Here is a 16,084-nt window from a genome sequence, read left to right as displayed (position 1 = left end):
TTTTTTCAGACCTTGTCGCCGGCCCAGTATTGGTCGACGTCCTTGATGCCCCATTTTGCGGCATCCTCCCGGCCGGCAATCTTTTCCGGGCTACGGGCGAGGTCGATGATTTCCGGGCGCAGATAGGCTTGCGATTTGGTCGAGAAGAAAACCTTGACCTTGGGCTTGAGTAGCGATTGTTCTCCCTGCTCGATGACCACGCCCAGTTTGCCCGACTCGAGACGAACCAGCGAACCGATGGGATAGATGCCTAGGCTCTTGACGAAGGCCTGGAACACGGTCGGGTCGAAGTGGCCTTTCCATTCGGCCATGCGTTTGATCGATTCGGCAGGGTCCCAGCCGGCCTTATAGGGGCGATTGGAGGTGATTGCGTCGTAGACGTCGCAGACGGCACCCATCTTGGCGAACAGACTCATCGTGTCGCCATTGAGCCCTTTCGGATAGCCTGTGCCATCCACCTTCTCGTGGTGGTGCAGGCAGACGTCCTTGATCGTCTCGGTGACGCCCTTGCCCTCGAGCAGAAGTTTGTAGCCTTCTTCCGGATGGGTCTTGATCAGGGCAAATTCCTCGTCCGTCAATTTTCCCGGCTTATTCAGAACCTCAAGCGGCATCATCGCCTTGCCCAGATCGTGCAACAGGCCGGCCATCCCGGCTTCGCGGGTCTGCTGTTCATCCAGCCCCAGTTGGCGTGCGAGCGCAATCATCAGGGCGCAGACCGCGACCGAATGCATGAAGGTGTAATCGTCTGCCGTCTTCAGGCGGGCCAAGCTGATCAGCGCACCGGGATTGCGCATGACCGAATTGGATATTTCCTCGACCAAGGGTGCGGCAGCTTCGGCTTCGATAGCCTTGCCCATGCGCGCCTCCTGAAACATGGAGACGACGGCCTCCTTACCCTTGGCGACGATTTTCGAGGCACGGGCGACTTCGTCGGAAAAGCTGACTTTCTCCTGAACGACAGGCGTTGGTTGCGGAATTTCCTCCGCTGTTTCCAGGGTTTCTACGGTGGATTGATCGGTGGATTCGACATCGATGCCTTTTGAGACATCGATCCAGACCTCCTTGATATTGCTTTCCTGAACCAAGGCAATATCCTTGGCGTCTTCCAGAACGAATTTCGTCCGCCAGAAGGGGTGATCGAGCCATGCCCCGCAGAAAGCCTGCAGATGCATGCCAAGGCGAAGTTGGTCGACAGGGATTTTTTTCAGCATATTTGCTGATTTTATGCGAAAAAAGAGGGGCAGTCGCCCCTCCTTTGTCGTGATTTTGTTAAGCGCCTACAGTCCGGCGTCACCACGCAACAAGGCGGCGCGGTCAGTGGCCTCCCAGGAGAATTCTGGCTCGTCGCGGCCGAAATGACCGTAGGCTGCAGTCTTCTGGTAGATCGGGCGCAGCAGGTTGAGCATGTTGACGATGCCCTTCGGGCGCAGGTCGAAGTGCTTCTTGACCAGCTCGGTCAGGGTTTCGTTGCTGACCTTGCCGGTGCCGAAAGTCTCGACCATGATCGAGGTCGGGTGGGCAACGCCGATGGCGTAGGAAACCTGCACCAGGCACTTCGAGGCCAAGCCTGCGGCAACGATATTTTTGGCGACATAGCGTCCGGCGTAGGCGGCAGAACGGTCCACCTTGGACGGATCCTTGCCTGAGAAGGCGCCGCCGCCATGCGGTGCGGCACCGCCGTAGGTGTCGACGATAATCTTGCGCCCGGTCAGGCCGCAATCGCCCTGCGGGCCTCCGACAACGAAGCGCCCGGTCGGGTTGACCAGGTACTTGATGTCGCCCTTGATCAGTTCCTTCGGCAGCACCGGCTTGATGATCTGTTCAATGGTGGCTTCGCGCAGGTCTTCCAGACTGATGTCCGGGGAGTGCTGGGTCGACAGGACGACGGTATCGATCGAATCCGGCTTGCCATCGACGTAGCGGATCGTGACCTGCGACTTGGCATCCGGGCGGGCCCAAGGCAGACGGCCGTCCTTGCGCAGCATGGCCTGGCGTTCGACGAGGCGGTGCGACAGGTAGATCGGTAGCGGCATCAACGACGGCGTTTCGTCGCAGGCATAGCCGAACATCAGGCCTTGGTCACCTGCGCCTTGGTCGAGGTTGTCGTCGTAAGCCTTGTTAACGCCCTGGGCGATGTCCGGGCTTTGCTTGTCGTAGGCGACGAGTACGGCACAACCCTTGTAGTCGATGCCGTAGTCGGTGTTGTCGTAACCGATGCGCTTGATGGTGTCGCGGGCGACCTGGATGTAATCGATGTTGGCGTTGGTGGTGATTTCACCGGCTAGGACGACCAGACCCGTGTTGCACAGCGTCTCGGCAGCAACGCGCGAGTGCGGATCCTGGGCCAGGATGGCATCGAGAATGGCGTCGGAAATCTGGTCGGCAACCTTGTCGGGGTGGCCTTCGGAAACGGATTCCGAAGTGAAGAAGTATTCGCTCATGGCGGGCTCCACGGTCCTCCGATACTGCGTTACCGGCTTCGGACCAAGAGCGGGCGACGCTTTAGCGGAATTTATAAATCGCCCCGCAAGTTGTCTGTTTAACTCGGCGATCCGATAATGATAGCCTTTTTCTACCCGGTTTCAACCCCGGGAGACGCATGGTCTTTCTATTTCGACTACTTTCCCTTTTGCCTTTGTCGGTCCTGCATGCGCTTGGCGCCTTGCTGGGACGGTTGACCTACGGGCTATCAGCAACCTATCGTCGGCACCTCTGCGAAAACTTGGCTCAAGCTGGGTTCGGCCCAGAACTTCGCAGCGCGGTAGCGGCTGAGACGGGTAAGCAAATGCTTGAATTGTCCCGCATCTGGATGAGGAGTCTGGAAGAAGCGAATGCTCAGGTGCTGGACGTACGGGGTTGGGAGTATGTCGAGCAAGCGCGTCAGGCAGGTAAAGGCATCGTGTTCATGACGCCGCATCTGGGGTGTTTCGAAATCACTGCCCAATACATTTCAGCGTTCTGGGACATTACCGTCCTCTACCGTGAACCCAAATCGGCCGTGGCCAGGGAGTTGATCCTGATGGGACGCAAGCGCGAGCATCTGCATCTCGCCCCGGCCGATCTGTCCGGAGTGCGCTCCCTGATCAAGGCCTTGAAGCGTGGTGAGGCGGTCGGTATGTTGCCGGATCAGGCCCCCAAGGAGGGTGAGGGAGTCTGGCTCAAGTTCTTCGGCCGTTACGCCTATACCATGACCCTGGCGGCTCGCCTGACCGAAACCGGTGCGACGACCTTGATGGCTTGGGGCGAGCGTTTGCCCGGTGGCGCCGGGTATCGCCTGCATTTCCGGCCTCCGGTACAAGCTTTGGTCGGCGATACAGTGCAGCGTGCCCAACAGATCAACGCTGAGATCGAAGGCTTGATCCGCGAATGTCCGACCCAATACCTGTGGGGTTACAACCGCTACAAGCGACCGGGTGGTGCCGAGCCGCCGCCGGCCGAGTGAGTTTTTGATGAAAGTATTTTTTACCTACGTTTTGGTTGGTTTTCTCTGGCTGTTGCACTGGCTGCCCTTGCCCGTGCTGCGCGCCTTGGGCGGTGGCCTTGGTCGCGTGTTGTATTTGTTTGGCAAGGAGCGGCGGAATGTGGCTTTGACCAATTTGCGCCTGTGCTTTCCGGAAAAGACCGAAACCGAGCACGAGCGCATTGCGCGAGCACATTTCATTGCTTTTGCCCAGGCGGCACTGGATCGGACGCTGGGTTGGTGGGCGAGTCGGGAGCGCTTGGAGCGCTTGATCCGGATTCATGGCGTCGAGCACTTGACCAATCCCGAGGGACGGCCGGTCGTAATGCTGGCGCCGCATTTTGTCGGTCTGGATGCCGGTGGAACGGTCGTGTCGATGCACGTTGTCGGTTGCAGCGTGTTTTCCAAGCAGAAAAATCCGGTTCTCAACAACTTGCTCTATGATGGCCGGATGCGTTTCAACGAGGCGGTCCTGCTTTCCCGGCAGGACGGAATGCGGAAGATTCTGAAGGCGCTGAAGGATGGGCATCCGTTTTATTACCTGCCTGACATGGACTTCGGACCGAAGGAATCGATATTCGTGCCTTTCTTCGGGGTGCAGGCGGCGACCATTCCGGCGCTATCGCGGCTGGTAAGGTTGACCAACGCCGTCGTCGTGCCCGTTATCGCCAGGCAGGTGGCGGACGGTTATGAAGTTGAAGTGCAGCCGCCCTGGGAAAACTTTCCTGGCGAAAGTGTCGAAGCCGACACTGCCTACATGAATCGCTTCATCGAAACACAGGTACTGCGTATGCCGGAGCAGTATTTCTGGTTGCATAAACGCTTCAAAACCCGGCCACCCGGAGAACAGAGGTTTTACAAATGAGCCTGAACATCGAAATCAAGCCCGTAACCCCGCCGGAAGTGCCGGCGATTTCCTCCCTGGCTCGTGATATCTGGCAAGCCAGCTACCCCGGCATCATTACGCAGGAGCAGATCGACTTCATGCTCGAGCAACGCTACGGGCATGAACGTCTTTACGACGACCTGGAAGATGCACACAAATGGCTGGACCAGGCGTTTTACGAAGGCCGTCGGATCGGTTTCGCTTTTAGCGAAATCTACAAGGGCGAATTCAAGTTGGATAAGCTTTATATCCATCCGGATGTGCAGCGTAAGGGCGTCGGTGGCCAGCTGATCGCCCATGTCGCGGCGAGGGCGGCGAAGATGGGCTATCCCTGCGTGATCCTGGCAGTGAACAAACGCAATGAAAAAGCCATCAATTCATACAAGAAATACGGCTTTGTCGTGCGCGAGGCGATTGTGGACGATATCGGTCGCGGCTTCGTGATGGATGATTACATTATGGAGAAAAAGCTTTAGAAATTTGAGGCAAGCTATTGTCTCTGCTATGCTTTTTTGAATCCTGTTGTGGAGCGGAATGTGAAGCTCAAATTTACCAAGATGCAAGGCCTCGGTAACGACTTTGTCGTGCTCGACGGCGTGCGCCAGTCCATTTCCCTGAGTCCGGAGCAATTGCGCTACCTGGCGGATCGCCATTTCGGCGTCGGTTGCGACCAGATTCTGCTGGTCGAGAAACCGACCCAGGCTGGCGTCGATTTCCGGTATCGCATCTTCAATGCCGATGGTGGTGAAGTGGAACAGTGCGGCAATGGCGCGCGCTGTTTCGTGCGTTTTGTGCACGATCAGGGACTGACCGACAAGCGCGAGATTCGTGTCGAGACGCAGCGCGGCATCATCGCGCCGCGCCTGGAAGCCGACGGCAATGCCACGGTGGACATGGGCGAACCGCGTTTTTCCCCGGCCGAAATTCCTTTCCTACATGACGACGATGTAGTGATCTACAACCTCGACGTGGCCGATGAAACGCTGGAAATCAGCGTAGTCTCGATGGGCAATCCGCATGCCGTGCAAGTCGTGGCAGATGTCGACACTGCGCCGGTCGGCGAGCACGGGCCGTTGATCGAGAAGCACGAGCGTTTCCCGAAGCGGGTCAACGCCGGTTTCATGCAGATTGTCGACAAGCACGCCATCAAGCTGCGCGTCTTCGAGCGCGGGGCGGGCGAGACGCTGGCCTGCGGTACCGGTGCCTGCGCGGCTGCGGTGGCCGGCATTCGCCGGGGGCTGCTCGAATCGCCAGTGCGTGTGACGACCCGTGGCGGCGACCTGACCATTGCCTGGGGCGGCGAAGGGCGTCCGGTCCTGATGACCGGGCCAGCCGTGACCGTATTCAACGGAGAAATAGAATTATGAGCGCCATGTTCCCGGAAGAGATTGCCGATTACCTGAAGAACAATCCGAGCTTTTTCGAGCAATACGCCGACCTGATGGCGCAAATATTTGTGCCGCATCCGCATGGCGGGCGCGCCGTGTCGCTGGCCGAGCGCCAGATGCTGACCTTGCGCGAAAAGAATCGGGCGACCGAGAGCAAGCTGGCCGAGCTGATCGCTTTCGGCGAAGAGAACGACGCGATCAGCGAGAAGGTGCATCGCCTGGCCGTTGGTCTGATCGCAGCGGAGACTTTCCAGGCGGTTATCCACTTGCTCAATTTCCACCTGCGCGACGATTTCGCCGTGCCGCATGTGGCGCTGCGTTTGTGGGACAAGCCGGCCGGTATCGAGGATCTGCCGGAATTCGCGGCGGTCAGCGAAGAGCTGCAGGTTTTCGCAGAAACCTTGGGGCGTCCTTACTGCGGTTCCACGGCCGGTTTCGGTACCGCCTCGTGGTTTGGCGAACACGCCTCGCATATCCGTTCGCAGGCGCTGATCGCGTTGCGTAATGGCGGCGGCACCGTGGGCATGATTGCGCTGGGCAGCGAAGACGTACATCGCTTTTACGCCGACATGGGCACGCTCTACCTTGAGCGCATTGGCGAGATGGTTTCGGCTGCGCTCGCCCGGGTGACCAAGAGCGCGCTATGACCCCGCAGGCAGCCGTCGATGCCTGGTTGGCCGAACTGGCTGACCAGCGCCGACTGTCGCCGCATACCGTCGGCAATTACCGACGCGATCTGGAAAAACTGCTTGTTGCCAGCGGTGAAACTCCGCTGGCCAATTTGCAGGTGCATCACGTCCGCCGTTTCGTCGCTCAATTGCATGGACAGGGACTGGCCGGACGTTCGCTGGCCCGACTGTTGTCGGCCTGGCGTGGTTTCTTCCATTGGCTGGGCGAACGCGGCCTGATTCGCGCCAATCCCTGCGATGGCCTGAAGCCGCCGAAGTCGCCGCGCCTCTTGCCCAAGGCGCTCTCAGTCGACGAAACCGCCCGGCTGCTTGACGCCAGCGAAGATGACGATCCGCTGCAGGATGCGCGTGATCTGGCGATGTTCGAACTGTTCTATTCCTCCGGCCTGCGCCTGGCCGAACTGGTCGCGTTAGACGTCGATGCCCTGAATAGCATCGCCCACGAAGGCGAGGTGCGCGTGCTTGGCAAGCGCAGCAAGGCGCGGCTGGTGCCGGTCGGCAGCAAGGCGCGCGAGGCCTTGGCGGCGTGGGCCAACGTGCGCGGCGAACTGGCCTTGCCGGGTGAAGCCGCACTGTTCGTCGGCCAGCGCGGGCGGCGCATCAGTCCGCGCATGGTCGAGTCGCGCCTGGAGCGTCGGGCTGTTCGCCTCGGTTTGCCCAAGCACGTGCATCCGCACATGCTGCGCCATTCCTTCGCCTCGCATGTCCTGCAATCCTCTGGTGACCTGCGTGCGGTGCAGGAAATGCTCGGCCACGCCAGCATTGCCTCGACGCAGGTCTACACCCATCTCGATTTCCAGCATCTGGCCAAGGTATACGACGCAGCGCATCCACGGGCGAAGAAACGCTCTGGCTGAAACTTCATTGCCGACTGCTGCGGTGCACGGGCAAAAAGCGCCAAAAATCAAGGATGAATTGACGATTTCGGGTGCACCCACTATGATTCGCGTCTTTCCAAATTTTGCCGGAATCCGAGGAGTCCTCCATGGCCATCAACCGTACCCGCCGTAACATCCTGGAACGCCGCTGCGCTTCCAAGACCATCAAGCGCCTGTTCAAGGGCGACGGCAAGACCCAATTCAAGACCATGTACGCTGCCGAGTGCCATCAGCGTAACCGCAAGGCTCTGGGCGCCTAAGCGCGAAGAACCCGAATGGGCCCCGGTTGTCGCAAGGCAGCCGGGGCTTCTTGCTTTTGAAGGATAGAAAATGGCGCAGTTGATCCTCATGCCCGGCAAGGAAAGGGCAGCGTTCAAGAATCGTCACCCCTGGGTGTTCGCCGGTTCGGTTGGCCGCCTCGAAGGACGGGCGCGGCCGGGCGATACGGTCGAGGTGCTGGCGGATAACCTCAGGCCCCTGGGGCGCGCGGCGTATAGCCCGCAATCGCAGATTCGCGCCCGCTTCTGGACCTTCGATCCGGATGAGTCGGTCGACGACGCCTTCTTCAAGCGCCGCATCGCCGCCGCCGTGGCGCGTCGCCAGGCCTTGCCGGAACTGAAGGGGCAGCAGGGCCTGCGCCTGATCCATGCGGAATCCGATGGCCTGCCCGGTATCATTGCCGACCAGTACGGCGACACGGTGGTTGTGCAGCTCAACTCGGCGGGGGCGGACAAGTGGCGCAAGGCCATCGTCAACGCGCTGGTGCAGGCGACCTGCTGCGCTCGCATCTACGAGCGTTCCGATTCCGACGTGCGCGGCTTGGAAGGCCTGGAGCCAACCGTCGGCTGGCTGCACGGCGAGCCGAAGGAAACGGGCTTGTCCATCGACGAGAACGGCGTCCAGCTGGCCGTGGATGTGGTCGGCGGTCACAAGACCGGCTTCTATCTTGACCAGCGCGACAACCGTGCCTGGCTGCGCAGCGTGGCGGCCGGCAAGGACATCCTCAACTGCTTCTGCTACACCGGCGGCTTCTCGCTGCAGGCGCTGGCCGGCGGCGCGAAGTCGGTGCTGTCCATCGATTCCTCCGGCCCAGCCCTGGCTCAGGCGCGCGCCAATCTGGTGCTCAACCCGCAATTGCCGGCCGAGCGCGCCGAATGGCTGGAGGCCGACGTCTTCCAGGCCCTGCGCGATTTCCGCAAGGCGGAGCGCTCCTTCGACCTGATCGTGCTCGATCCGCCCAAGTTCGCCCCGTCGGCGGCCTATGCCGACCGCGCGGCGCGGGCCTACAAGGATATCAATATCCTCGGCTTCAAGTTGCTGCGGCCGGGCGGTTTGTTGATGACTTATTCGTGCTCGGGCGGCATCGGGCTGGAGTTGTTCCAGAAAATCGTCGCCGGCGCGGCGGTCGATGCCGGGCGCGAGGCGCGCATCGTGCGTCGCCTGTCGGGCACGGCCGATCATCCGGTGGCATTGAACTTCCCGGAAGGCGAATACCTCAAAGGCCTGCTCGTTCAGGTCGATTAAACTCTCCGCATGTCGCTGGTCCGCCGCTTCCTCCTCGTCTTCGTGCTTGTCTTCGCCCAGTGGGCGGCGGCGGCGCACGGGGTCGAACATGCGGTCGGCGAAGGCAAGGGCCTGCCGGCCCACGCCTGCGAAATCTGCTTGGCGGCCCACGATCTGGGTATGGCTTTGCCCTCCGTTGTTGCCTTGCCACCGGTCCTGTTGCCCCGGCTTCTGCCGGTGCAGATCGATCAACACGACCGCGGCGCGTTACCGCCGCCGGCCGCTTGCCAACGCGGCCCACCCACCTTCTTCTGAAAATTCCGCTTTTTTGACCGTGCACCGCAGCAGTGAGCTGTGGTGTCGATATTTGCGTATTTCAGGAGAAATTCCATGTTGCTCAAGCCCTTGACCTTGGCGGCTTTGCTTGCCGCCACCTTCGGCGCGCAGGCTGCCGATGCCGATCTTGCCGCCATCCGCGCCCAGATCGACGAAATGAAAAAAACCTACGAACAGCGCATTGCCGCGCTGGAGAAAAAACTGGCCGAAGCCGAGGCGCAGCCGCAGGCGACGGCATCCGCCGCCAAAACGGCGACAACGGTTGCCGAAAACCGTGCCACAGCTGTTCCGGCCAGCGCCGGCCAGGTGAGCAGCTTCAACCCCGAGGTGTCGCTGATCCTGCAGGGGCAATACAAGAACATGAAAAACGTCGCTGAGCGTGGCATCACCGGTTTCTGGCCAGCGGGTGGCCACGATCATGGCAACGGAACGATTGAAGGTATCAACAAGCGCGGTTTCTCGGTCGATCACACCGAGTTGGTTTTCTCCGCCAACGTCGATCCGAATTGGCGGGCGCAGGCCATCATCGCCGCGCTCGATGGCCAGGCCGAAGTCGAGGAAGCCTGGTTCCAGTCGCTCGGTCTGGGGCATGGTCTGGGCCTGAAGGGCGGTCGCTTCCGTTCCGGTATCGGCTATCTCAACGAGCAGCACCCGCATATGTGGGATTTCGCCGATGCGCCATTGATGTATCAGGCCATGTTCGGTACCGAAGGCAGTTATGCCAATGACGGTGTGCAACTGAAGTGGCTGGCACCGATGCCCATGTTCCTCGAATTGGGTGCCGAGTTCGGGCGCGGCGCGAATTTCCCCGGCACCGATCGCAACAAGAATGGCAGCGGCGGCGGGGCGCTGTTCGCCCACATCGGTGACGATGTCGGCGTCTCGAACAGCTGGCGTGCCGGCCTGTCCTGGTTGAAGACCTCGGCGCGCGAACGTGAGACGCACTTTACTGACATCGGCGGTCTGGAGGCGCAAGGCGTCTTCACAGGAGGCTCGTCGACCTGGATTGCCGACTTCGTATGGAAATGGGCGCCGAACGGCAACCCGGCATACAACAACTTCAAGTTCCAGGCCGAATACTTCCAGCGCCGCGAACAGGGTGACCTGACGTGCAAGGACGAGAATTCCGTCGGTAACGCCTGTGCGGCCGAACCGACCTCGACCTACCGTACCCGCCAGTCCGGCTGGTACACCCAGGCCGTTTACCAGTTCAACCCGAACTGGCGTGCCGGTCTGCGTTACGAGCAACTCGACAGCGGGACGCGCGACTTTGGCGATAATGCTGCCTTGCTTGCGGTGGACAGCTACAAACCGAAGAAAACCAGCGCCATGGTCGACTACAGCTGGAGCGAATTCTCCCGTGTCCGATTGCAGTATGCCCAGGACAAGTCCATGCTCGGCATCACCGACAATCAGTGGACCCTGCAATACATCATGAGCCTGGGTGCTCATGGCGCGCACAAGTTCTAAGGGAGGCAGATGATGATCCAACGCATTCTTTTGCTGGCTTGCCTGCTAGTAGCGCTACCCGTGCGTGCCGATCTCAACGTCTTCGCCTCTGTCCCAGAATGGGGGGCGCTGGCCAAGGAAATCGGCGGCGACAAGGTCAAGGTTTACACCGTGACCAACGCCTTGCAGGACCCGCACCGGATCGAAGCCAAGCCGTCGCTGCTTGCCCAGGCGCGGCGGGCCGATCTGCTGGTGGCGGCCGGGGCCGAACTGGAGGTGGGCTGGCTGCCGCTGGTTGTGCGCGACTCCGGCAATGCCGCGATTCAGGTCGGGCGACCGGGTTATTTCGAGGCGGCGGCTTACGTTAAGCGCCTTGAGATTCCCACCGTCGTGGACCGGGCGCACGGCGATGTCCATCCGGCTGGCAATCCGCATACCCACCTCGATCCGCGCAATGTGCAGAGAGTCGCCGAAGCGCTGGCAGCGCGCATGGCCGAGATCGATGCGGCCAATGCCGCAAACTATCAGGGCAACCTGAAGACCTTTGTCGCCAAGTGGCAGGCCGCCATCGCCCGCTGGGAGAAAGACGCCGCGCCGCTCAAGGGCGTGCCTGTGCTGGTGCATCACCAGTCCTTCGTCTATCTGCTCAATTGGTTGGGCATGAAGGAAGTCGGCACGCTGGAGCCCAAGCCCGGCATCGAGCCGACCAGCAGCCAACTGACCGGCCTGGTAGCGCGCCAGCAAAGCCAGCCGGCCAAAATGGTCTTGCGCGCGGCCTATCAACAAGATGGACCGAGCCAATGGATTGCCGGCAAGACCGGCATGCCGGCGGTTCTGCTGCCCTATACCGTGGGCGGTACGAGCGAGGCGAAAGACTTGTTCGGTTTGTTCGACGATAGCGTGCAACGGCTGTTGAAAGGCCTCAAGTGACCTCACTGATTCGCACGAGCGAATTGGTAGCCGGCTGGCAACAGCCGGCTACCCGGCCGATGAGTCTGGTGCTTCAGCCCGGCGAGGTCGTCGGCCTGACCGGACCGAATGGGGTTGGCAAAAGCACCTTGCTGGCTGCGCTCGCCGGCCGGGCGCAGGTGTTTTCCGGCCAGTTGGAACTCGCTGCTAACCTGCGCTTGGCCTTACAGACGCAGGAGGTGCCGCCAGTTGATGGCTTGCCGCTGTCCGGCGCCGAATTGTTGGCGCTCACCGGGGCAACGGCCGATGGCTTACCGCCCTGGCTGGCCGATCGCCTGAATGTGCGTCTCGACCGCCTGTCCGGTGGTCAACGCCATTTTCTCGCTTTGTGGGCCATCTTGTACTCGCCGGCCGATGTCGTCCTGCTCGACGAGCCGACCAACAATCTCGATGCCGCCGGTGTGGCCTATCTGGCCGAGCATTTGCGCGACCGCGCCGCCGGCGGCGTCGGTTTGATCGTAGTCAGTCACGACGCCGATTTTGTCGCCCAGGCTTGCGATCGCGTGATTGCCATGGAGGCGCCGCATGTTCGATGAGCTCTTCCTGGTACCTTTCCTGACTGGATTGGTTTTCGCCGTGCTGTTGCCGGTGCTCGGCTGCTATCTCCGCCTGCGCGACGAGTGGCTGGCTGCCCTGGCCTATGCTCATGTCGCAGCGGCCGGTGCCTTGCTCGCCTTGGTGGTCGGCCTGCCGCCGCTGGCTGGCGGTCTGGGGCTGACGGGTATGGTTGGGGCTGGCAAGCAAGTGTTGGCGCGTCGCCTGAATGCCGGCGCTGGCTACGCCTCCTTGCTGCTGGCCGGCTGGGCTGTTTCGGTACTGCTCGCAGCCAACCAGCCGATGGCAGAACGCCTCGGGCATGCCCTGTTCGACGGCCAGCTTTATTTTTCCGATACAAATCAACTGATTACCGCGGTCGTGGCGCTAATCCTGAGCGTTGCCATCTTGTCCCGTTTGTCCAAGCACTTGCTGCTGGCCAAGGTGTATCCGGATCTGTTCAGGTTGCGCCGTTTGCCGGGCCGTCTGATCCACGGCGGTTTCGACGTGCTGGCGGCACTGGGTTTGGCTTTGGGGACGATGAGTCTGGGCGTCATGGGCGCCTTCGCGCTGGTCTTCGTTCCGCCCTGGCTGGCCTTTCGGCGGGCCGCAAACTGGCGGAGCGGGTTGTTTTGGGCAATCTTGATCGGATTGGGGGCCTATCTTGCCGCCTTTGCGCTCGCCTTGTTGCTCGATCAGCCATTCGGCCCCGTACTGGCGTTGATCCTAGTACTACTGGGCATAACGATTGCATGACGCCCGGGGACGTGCTAAAAACGGAACTCTGAATTTGGAGTTCTCATGGTTTTCTCGTTTTTCAAGAAACAGACTGAAAAGATGCCGGAGCGGCCGGCTGCACGTCCCCGTGCACCCGCTCCTGCACCCGAGGCCAAGCCCTCGCAGTCTGGTGGCGATGAGGTCGGGGTCGTTTCCCAGCCTTTGCCCGATCTTGAATTCACGGCCAGCGATGTCTCTTCGCCCTCGGCAGCGCTCCAAGAGAAAGCGCCTGCCCAGCAGCAGCCGATCAGTGCCGACAACGATCTCGATTTCACCCACGACGATTTCGACAAGGATTTCGCTGAGTCGAGCGTCATGGCGATTGACGTCGAGCATGGTCTTGACCCGGTACAGTCCGACGTCGAGCAGGTGGTCGTGCTCTTCGCCAACGGCCAGGATGCGGTAGCGCGGACGTTGCTGGAGGGTTTTGTCCAGTCATACAGTGGCGCAGAGGCCAAGCGGTTCTGGCTACTACTGCTCGATCTGTTGCAAGTGACCGGCGACCGTGCCGGTTTCGAAAGCTATGGTGTCGAATACGCCCAAGCCTGTGAGACCTCGCCACCGACTTGGCGCGAGCAGGCGCCCGTGGAAAAGCCGAAGGCCGGGGGGCCGCGTGTGCTCGCCTTGCAGGGCGTGTTGACCAGCGACAACGCCAAGCCGGTCGAAGAAATCAAGCGTGTTTTGGAGCAAGGTGCCACCGTGGTGGTCGATTGCGGCAAGCTGGCCGGGATCGACGATGATCTGGCCGGCATGTTGGCCGATACCTTGCATCACGCCCGGCGCAAGAAGCTGCCGCTCTCCATGCAGAACGTCGATGCCTTCCTGGCCCGCACGAACGAACGCTTGGTGGCCGGCGATGCAGCGCACGAGCCGTCATGGCGCCTGCTGCTCGAATTGCTGCAGCGCCATGGCACGCAGGATGCCTTCGAGGAGCGCGCCGTCGATTACGCGGTGACCTTCGAACTCTCACCGCCTTCCTGGGAAACGCCGCCGGCCAATGCCGTGCCTAAGGTGCCGCTACCGGTTCCCGATGTGGACGATGCGCACTTCCTGTGCGGCGATCTGAAGAATCAGCGCTTCGACGATCTGGCGGCTGTTCTGGAGATGCACGAGCACCCCATCCTCGATTTCTCCAAGGTCAATCGGGTCGATTTCTTCTCGGCCGGCCAGCTGGTCAATCGCATCGCGCCGGTCAAGGCGCAGGGCAAGGATGTCATCATCCGCAGCCCGAACCACCTCGTCGCCGAGTTGATGGCCGTCGTCGGTCTCAACAAGCAGGCGCGCATCATCGTTCCCAAGTCTTAAGTCAGGAATTCACATGGAGCAATATCACGGCACGACGATCCTGTCGGTGCGCCGGGGCAACGCCGTTGCCATGGGCGGTGACGGACAGGTGACGCTGGGCAATATCGTCATCAAGGCGACCGCGAAGAAGGTTCGCCGCTTGTACCAGGGTCGTATCCTGGCCGGCTTTGCCGGCGGTACGGCGGATGCATTCACCTTGTTCGAGCGCTTCGAGGCCAAACTGGAGAAGCATCAGGGCAATCTGGTGCGTTCGGCGGTCGAACTGGCCAAGGACTGGCGTTCGGATCGTGCTTTGCGCCGGCTGGAAGCCATGCTGTCGGTGGCGGATCGTGAATCGTCGCTGGTGATCACCGGCAACGGCGATGTGCTGGAACCGGAACATGGGATTGTCGCCATCGGCTCCGGCGGCGCCTACGCCCAGAGCGCGGCGCGCGCCTTGCTGGAAAATACTGAGCTGCCGCCGCTGGAGATCGTCACCAAGTCGCTGGAGATCGCCGGTGACCTGTGCATCTACACCAACCGCAACTTCACGCTGGAGACGCTGGAATGACCCAGATGACGCCGAAAGAGATCGTTTCCGAGCTCGACAAGCACATCGTCGGCCAGCAGAACGCCAAGAAGGCCGTGGCCATCGCGCTGCGCAACCGTTGGCGGCGTGCCCAGGTGGCCGAGCCGTTGCGCCAGGAAATCACGCCGAAGAACATCCTGATGATCGGGCCGACCGGCGTCGGCAAGACCGAAATCGCGCGCCGTCTGGCTCGGCTGGCCAATGCACCATTCATCAAGATCGAGGCGACAAAGTTCACAGAGGTGGGCTACGTCGGGCGCGATGTCGAGACCATCATCCGCGATCTGGTCGAGATGGCCATCAAGTCGCACCGCGAACGGGCGATGAAGTCCATGCGCGCCCGCGCCGAAGACGCAGCCGAGGAGCGCATTCTCGACGTGTTGCTGCCGCCGGCCCGCAGTCCCGGCTTTTTTGCCGAAAACAGCGAGTCCACCGCAGCAGAGAGTGCGACGCGGCAGAAATTCCGCAAGAAGCTGCGCGAAGGCGAGCTGGACGACAAGGAAATCGACATCGAAGTCGCCATGCCGGCCATGCAGGCGGAAATCTTTGCGCCGCCGGGCATGGAGGAGCTGACCCAGCAGATTCAGGGCATCTTCCAGAACATGGGCGGTGGCAAGAAGAAGTCGCGCAAGATGAAGATTCCCGAGGCGCTCAAGCAGCTGACCGATGAGGAGGCCGCCAAGCTGGTCAATGACGAAGACGTCAAGCTGGAGGCGGTGAAGGCCGTCGAACAGAACGGCATCGTTTTCCTCGATGAACTGGACAAGATCGCCAGCCGTTCCGAAATGCAGGGCGCCGACGTGTCGCGCCAGGGCGTTCAGCGCGACCTGTTGCCGCTGGTCGAGGGCACGACGGTATCGACCAAGTACGGCATGATCAAGACCGACCACATCCTGTTCATTGCCTCCGGGGCTTTTCACCTGTCGAAGCCGTCCGACCTGATTCCCGAGTTGCAGGGCCGCTTCCCCATCCGCGTTGAGCTGGATTCGTTGTCGGTGGCGGATTTCGAATGCATCCTGACCCAGACCGATGCCTGCCTGACCAAGCAATACCAGGCGCTGCTGGCGACGGAAGGCGTGCACCTCGATTTCACCGATGATGGTATCCGCCGCATGGCCGAGATCGCCTTCCAGGTGAACGAGAAGACCGAGAACATTGGTGCCCGTCGTCTGCATACCGTGATGGAAAAGCTGCTTGAGGAGGTTTCCTTCGAGGCTGGCAAAATCGGGCTGGACAAGGTTGTCGTCAATGCTGCCTACGTCAACCAGAAACTCGGCGAAGTGGCGGCCGACGAGGATCTGTCACGCTACGTGTTGTAAGCGCTAGGGGCATTCCCTACTGG

The 16,084-nt window shown here is 61.0% G+C and carries 18 protein-coding genes; 16 read left to right on the top strand and 2 right to left on the bottom strand.

Annotated features, from left to right (window positions below):
• Positions 1–5 precede the first annotated feature (5 nt).
• Both WIF35_RS10885 and metK read right to left on the bottom strand, forming a co-directional pair.
• Entirely contained in the window at positions 6–1,211 is a 1,206-nt protein-coding gene (locus WIF35_RS10885) for an HD-GYP domain-containing protein (RefSeq protein ID WP_412478239.1), read from the bottom strand.
• 66 nt (positions 1,212–1,277) lie between these two features.
• The gene (gene metK, locus WIF35_RS10880) at positions 1,278–2,441 is read right to left on the bottom strand and encodes a methionine adenosyltransferase (RefSeq protein WP_412478238.1); all 1,164 of its coding nucleotides are present in this window, start codon (positions 2,439–2,441) and stop codon (positions 1,278–1,280) included.
• A 158-nt stretch (positions 2,442–2,599) separates the two neighbouring features.
• Here metK and WIF35_RS10875 point away from each other — a divergent pair, with 158 nt between their 5' ends.
• From WIF35_RS10875 to hslU, 16 genes are all read left to right on the top strand, one after another.
• The gene (locus WIF35_RS10875; RefSeq protein WP_412478237.1) at positions 2,600–3,442 is read left to right on the top strand and encodes a lysophospholipid acyltransferase family protein; all 843 of its coding nucleotides are present in this window, start codon (positions 2,600–2,602) and stop codon (positions 3,440–3,442) included.
• A 7-nt stretch (positions 3,443–3,449) separates the two neighbouring features.
• A complete protein-coding gene (locus WIF35_RS10870; protein WP_412481241.1) occupies positions 3,450–4,325 on the top strand; it encodes a lysophospholipid acyltransferase family protein in 876 nt (291 codons plus the stop codon).
• The gene (locus tag WIF35_RS10865; RefSeq protein WP_412478236.1) at positions 4,322–4,822 is read left to right on the top strand and encodes an N-acetyltransferase family protein; all 501 of its coding nucleotides are present in this window, start codon (positions 4,322–4,324) and stop codon (positions 4,820–4,822) included. Before WIF35_RS10870 ends, WIF35_RS10865 begins: the two co-directional genes overlap by 4 nt.
• A gap of 60 nt (positions 4,823–4,882) precedes the next feature.
• The gene (gene dapF, locus WIF35_RS10860) at positions 4,883–5,713 is read left to right on the top strand and encodes a diaminopimelate epimerase (RefSeq protein WP_412478235.1); all 831 of its coding nucleotides are present in this window, start codon (positions 4,883–4,885) and stop codon (positions 5,711–5,713) included.
• Positions 5,710–6,381, top strand: a complete 672-nt coding sequence (locus tag WIF35_RS10855; RefSeq protein WP_412478234.1) for a DUF484 family protein — start codon at positions 5,710–5,712, stop codon at positions 6,379–6,381. The genes dapF and WIF35_RS10855 overlap by 4 nt, the downstream gene beginning before the upstream one ends.
• Positions 6,378–7,280 carry a tyrosine recombinase XerC gene (gene xerC / locus WIF35_RS10850; RefSeq protein ID WP_412478233.1) on the top strand — a complete coding sequence of 301 codons (903 nt, stop codon included), beginning with the start codon at positions 6,378–6,380 and terminating at the stop codon, positions 7,278–7,280. The genes WIF35_RS10855 and xerC overlap by 4 nt, the downstream gene beginning before the upstream one ends.
• A gap of 128 nt (positions 7,281–7,408) precedes the next feature.
• Positions 7,409–7,561, top strand: coding sequence for a hypothetical protein (locus tag WIF35_RS10845; RefSeq protein WP_412478232.1), 153 nt, complete (start codon positions 7,409–7,411; stop codon positions 7,559–7,561).
• A gap of 70 nt (positions 7,562–7,631) precedes the next feature.
• Positions 7,632–8,825 carry a class I SAM-dependent rRNA methyltransferase gene (locus WIF35_RS10840; RefSeq protein WP_412478231.1) on the top strand — a complete coding sequence of 398 codons (1,194 nt, stop codon included), beginning with the start codon at positions 7,632–7,634 and terminating at the stop codon, positions 8,823–8,825.
• Positions 8,826–8,834: 9 nt separating this feature from the next.
• Complete coding sequence (locus WIF35_RS10835; RefSeq protein WP_412478230.1) at positions 8,835–9,119, top strand: hypothetical protein; 285 nt, start codon at positions 8,835–8,837, stop codon at positions 9,117–9,119.
• 75 nt (positions 9,120–9,194) lie between these two features.
• The gene (locus WIF35_RS10830) at positions 9,195–10,610 is read left to right on the top strand and encodes a TonB-dependent receptor (RefSeq protein WP_412478229.1); all 1,416 of its coding nucleotides are present in this window, start codon (positions 9,195–9,197) and stop codon (positions 10,608–10,610) included.
• A 9-nt stretch (positions 10,611–10,619) separates the two neighbouring features.
• Entirely contained in the window at positions 10,620–11,519 is a 900-nt protein-coding gene (locus WIF35_RS10825; RefSeq protein WP_412478228.1) for a metal ABC transporter substrate-binding protein, read from the top strand.
• A complete protein-coding gene (locus tag WIF35_RS10820) occupies positions 11,516–12,094 on the top strand; it encodes an ATP-binding cassette domain-containing protein (RefSeq protein WP_412478227.1) in 579 nt (192 codons plus the stop codon). The genes WIF35_RS10825 and WIF35_RS10820 overlap by 4 nt, the downstream gene beginning before the upstream one ends.
• A complete protein-coding gene (locus WIF35_RS10815; protein WP_412478226.1) occupies positions 12,084–12,848 on the top strand; it encodes a metal ABC transporter permease in 765 nt (254 codons plus the stop codon). Before WIF35_RS10820 ends, WIF35_RS10815 begins: the two co-directional genes overlap by 11 nt.
• Positions 12,849–12,893: 45 nt before the next feature.
• On the top strand, positions 12,894–14,174 hold the full coding sequence (locus WIF35_RS10810; RefSeq protein WP_412478225.1) for an STAS domain-containing protein: 1,281 nt from the start codon (positions 12,894–12,896) through the stop codon (positions 14,172–14,174).
• Positions 14,175–14,187: 13 nt separating this feature from the next.
• Positions 14,188–14,724: an ATP-dependent protease subunit HslV gene (gene hslV, locus WIF35_RS10805; RefSeq protein ID WP_412478224.1), complete on the top strand. Its 537-nt coding sequence runs from the start codon at positions 14,188–14,190 to the stop codon at positions 14,722–14,724.
• Positions 14,721–16,061, top strand: a complete 1,341-nt coding sequence (hslU, locus tag WIF35_RS10800) for an ATP-dependent protease ATPase subunit HslU (RefSeq protein WP_412478223.1) — start codon at positions 14,721–14,723, stop codon at positions 16,059–16,061. Before hslV ends, hslU begins: the two co-directional genes overlap by 4 nt.
• Positions 16,062–16,084 lie beyond the last annotated feature (23 nt).

The sequence above is a fragment of the Azonexus sp. IMCC34839 genome, assembly GCF_047047955.1.
GTDB lineage: Bacteria > Pseudomonadota > Gammaproteobacteria > Burkholderiales > Rhodocyclaceae > Azonexus.
The sequence above is the reverse complement of the archived record's forward strand: the minus strand, read 5'-3'. Positions and strand labels throughout refer to the sequence as shown.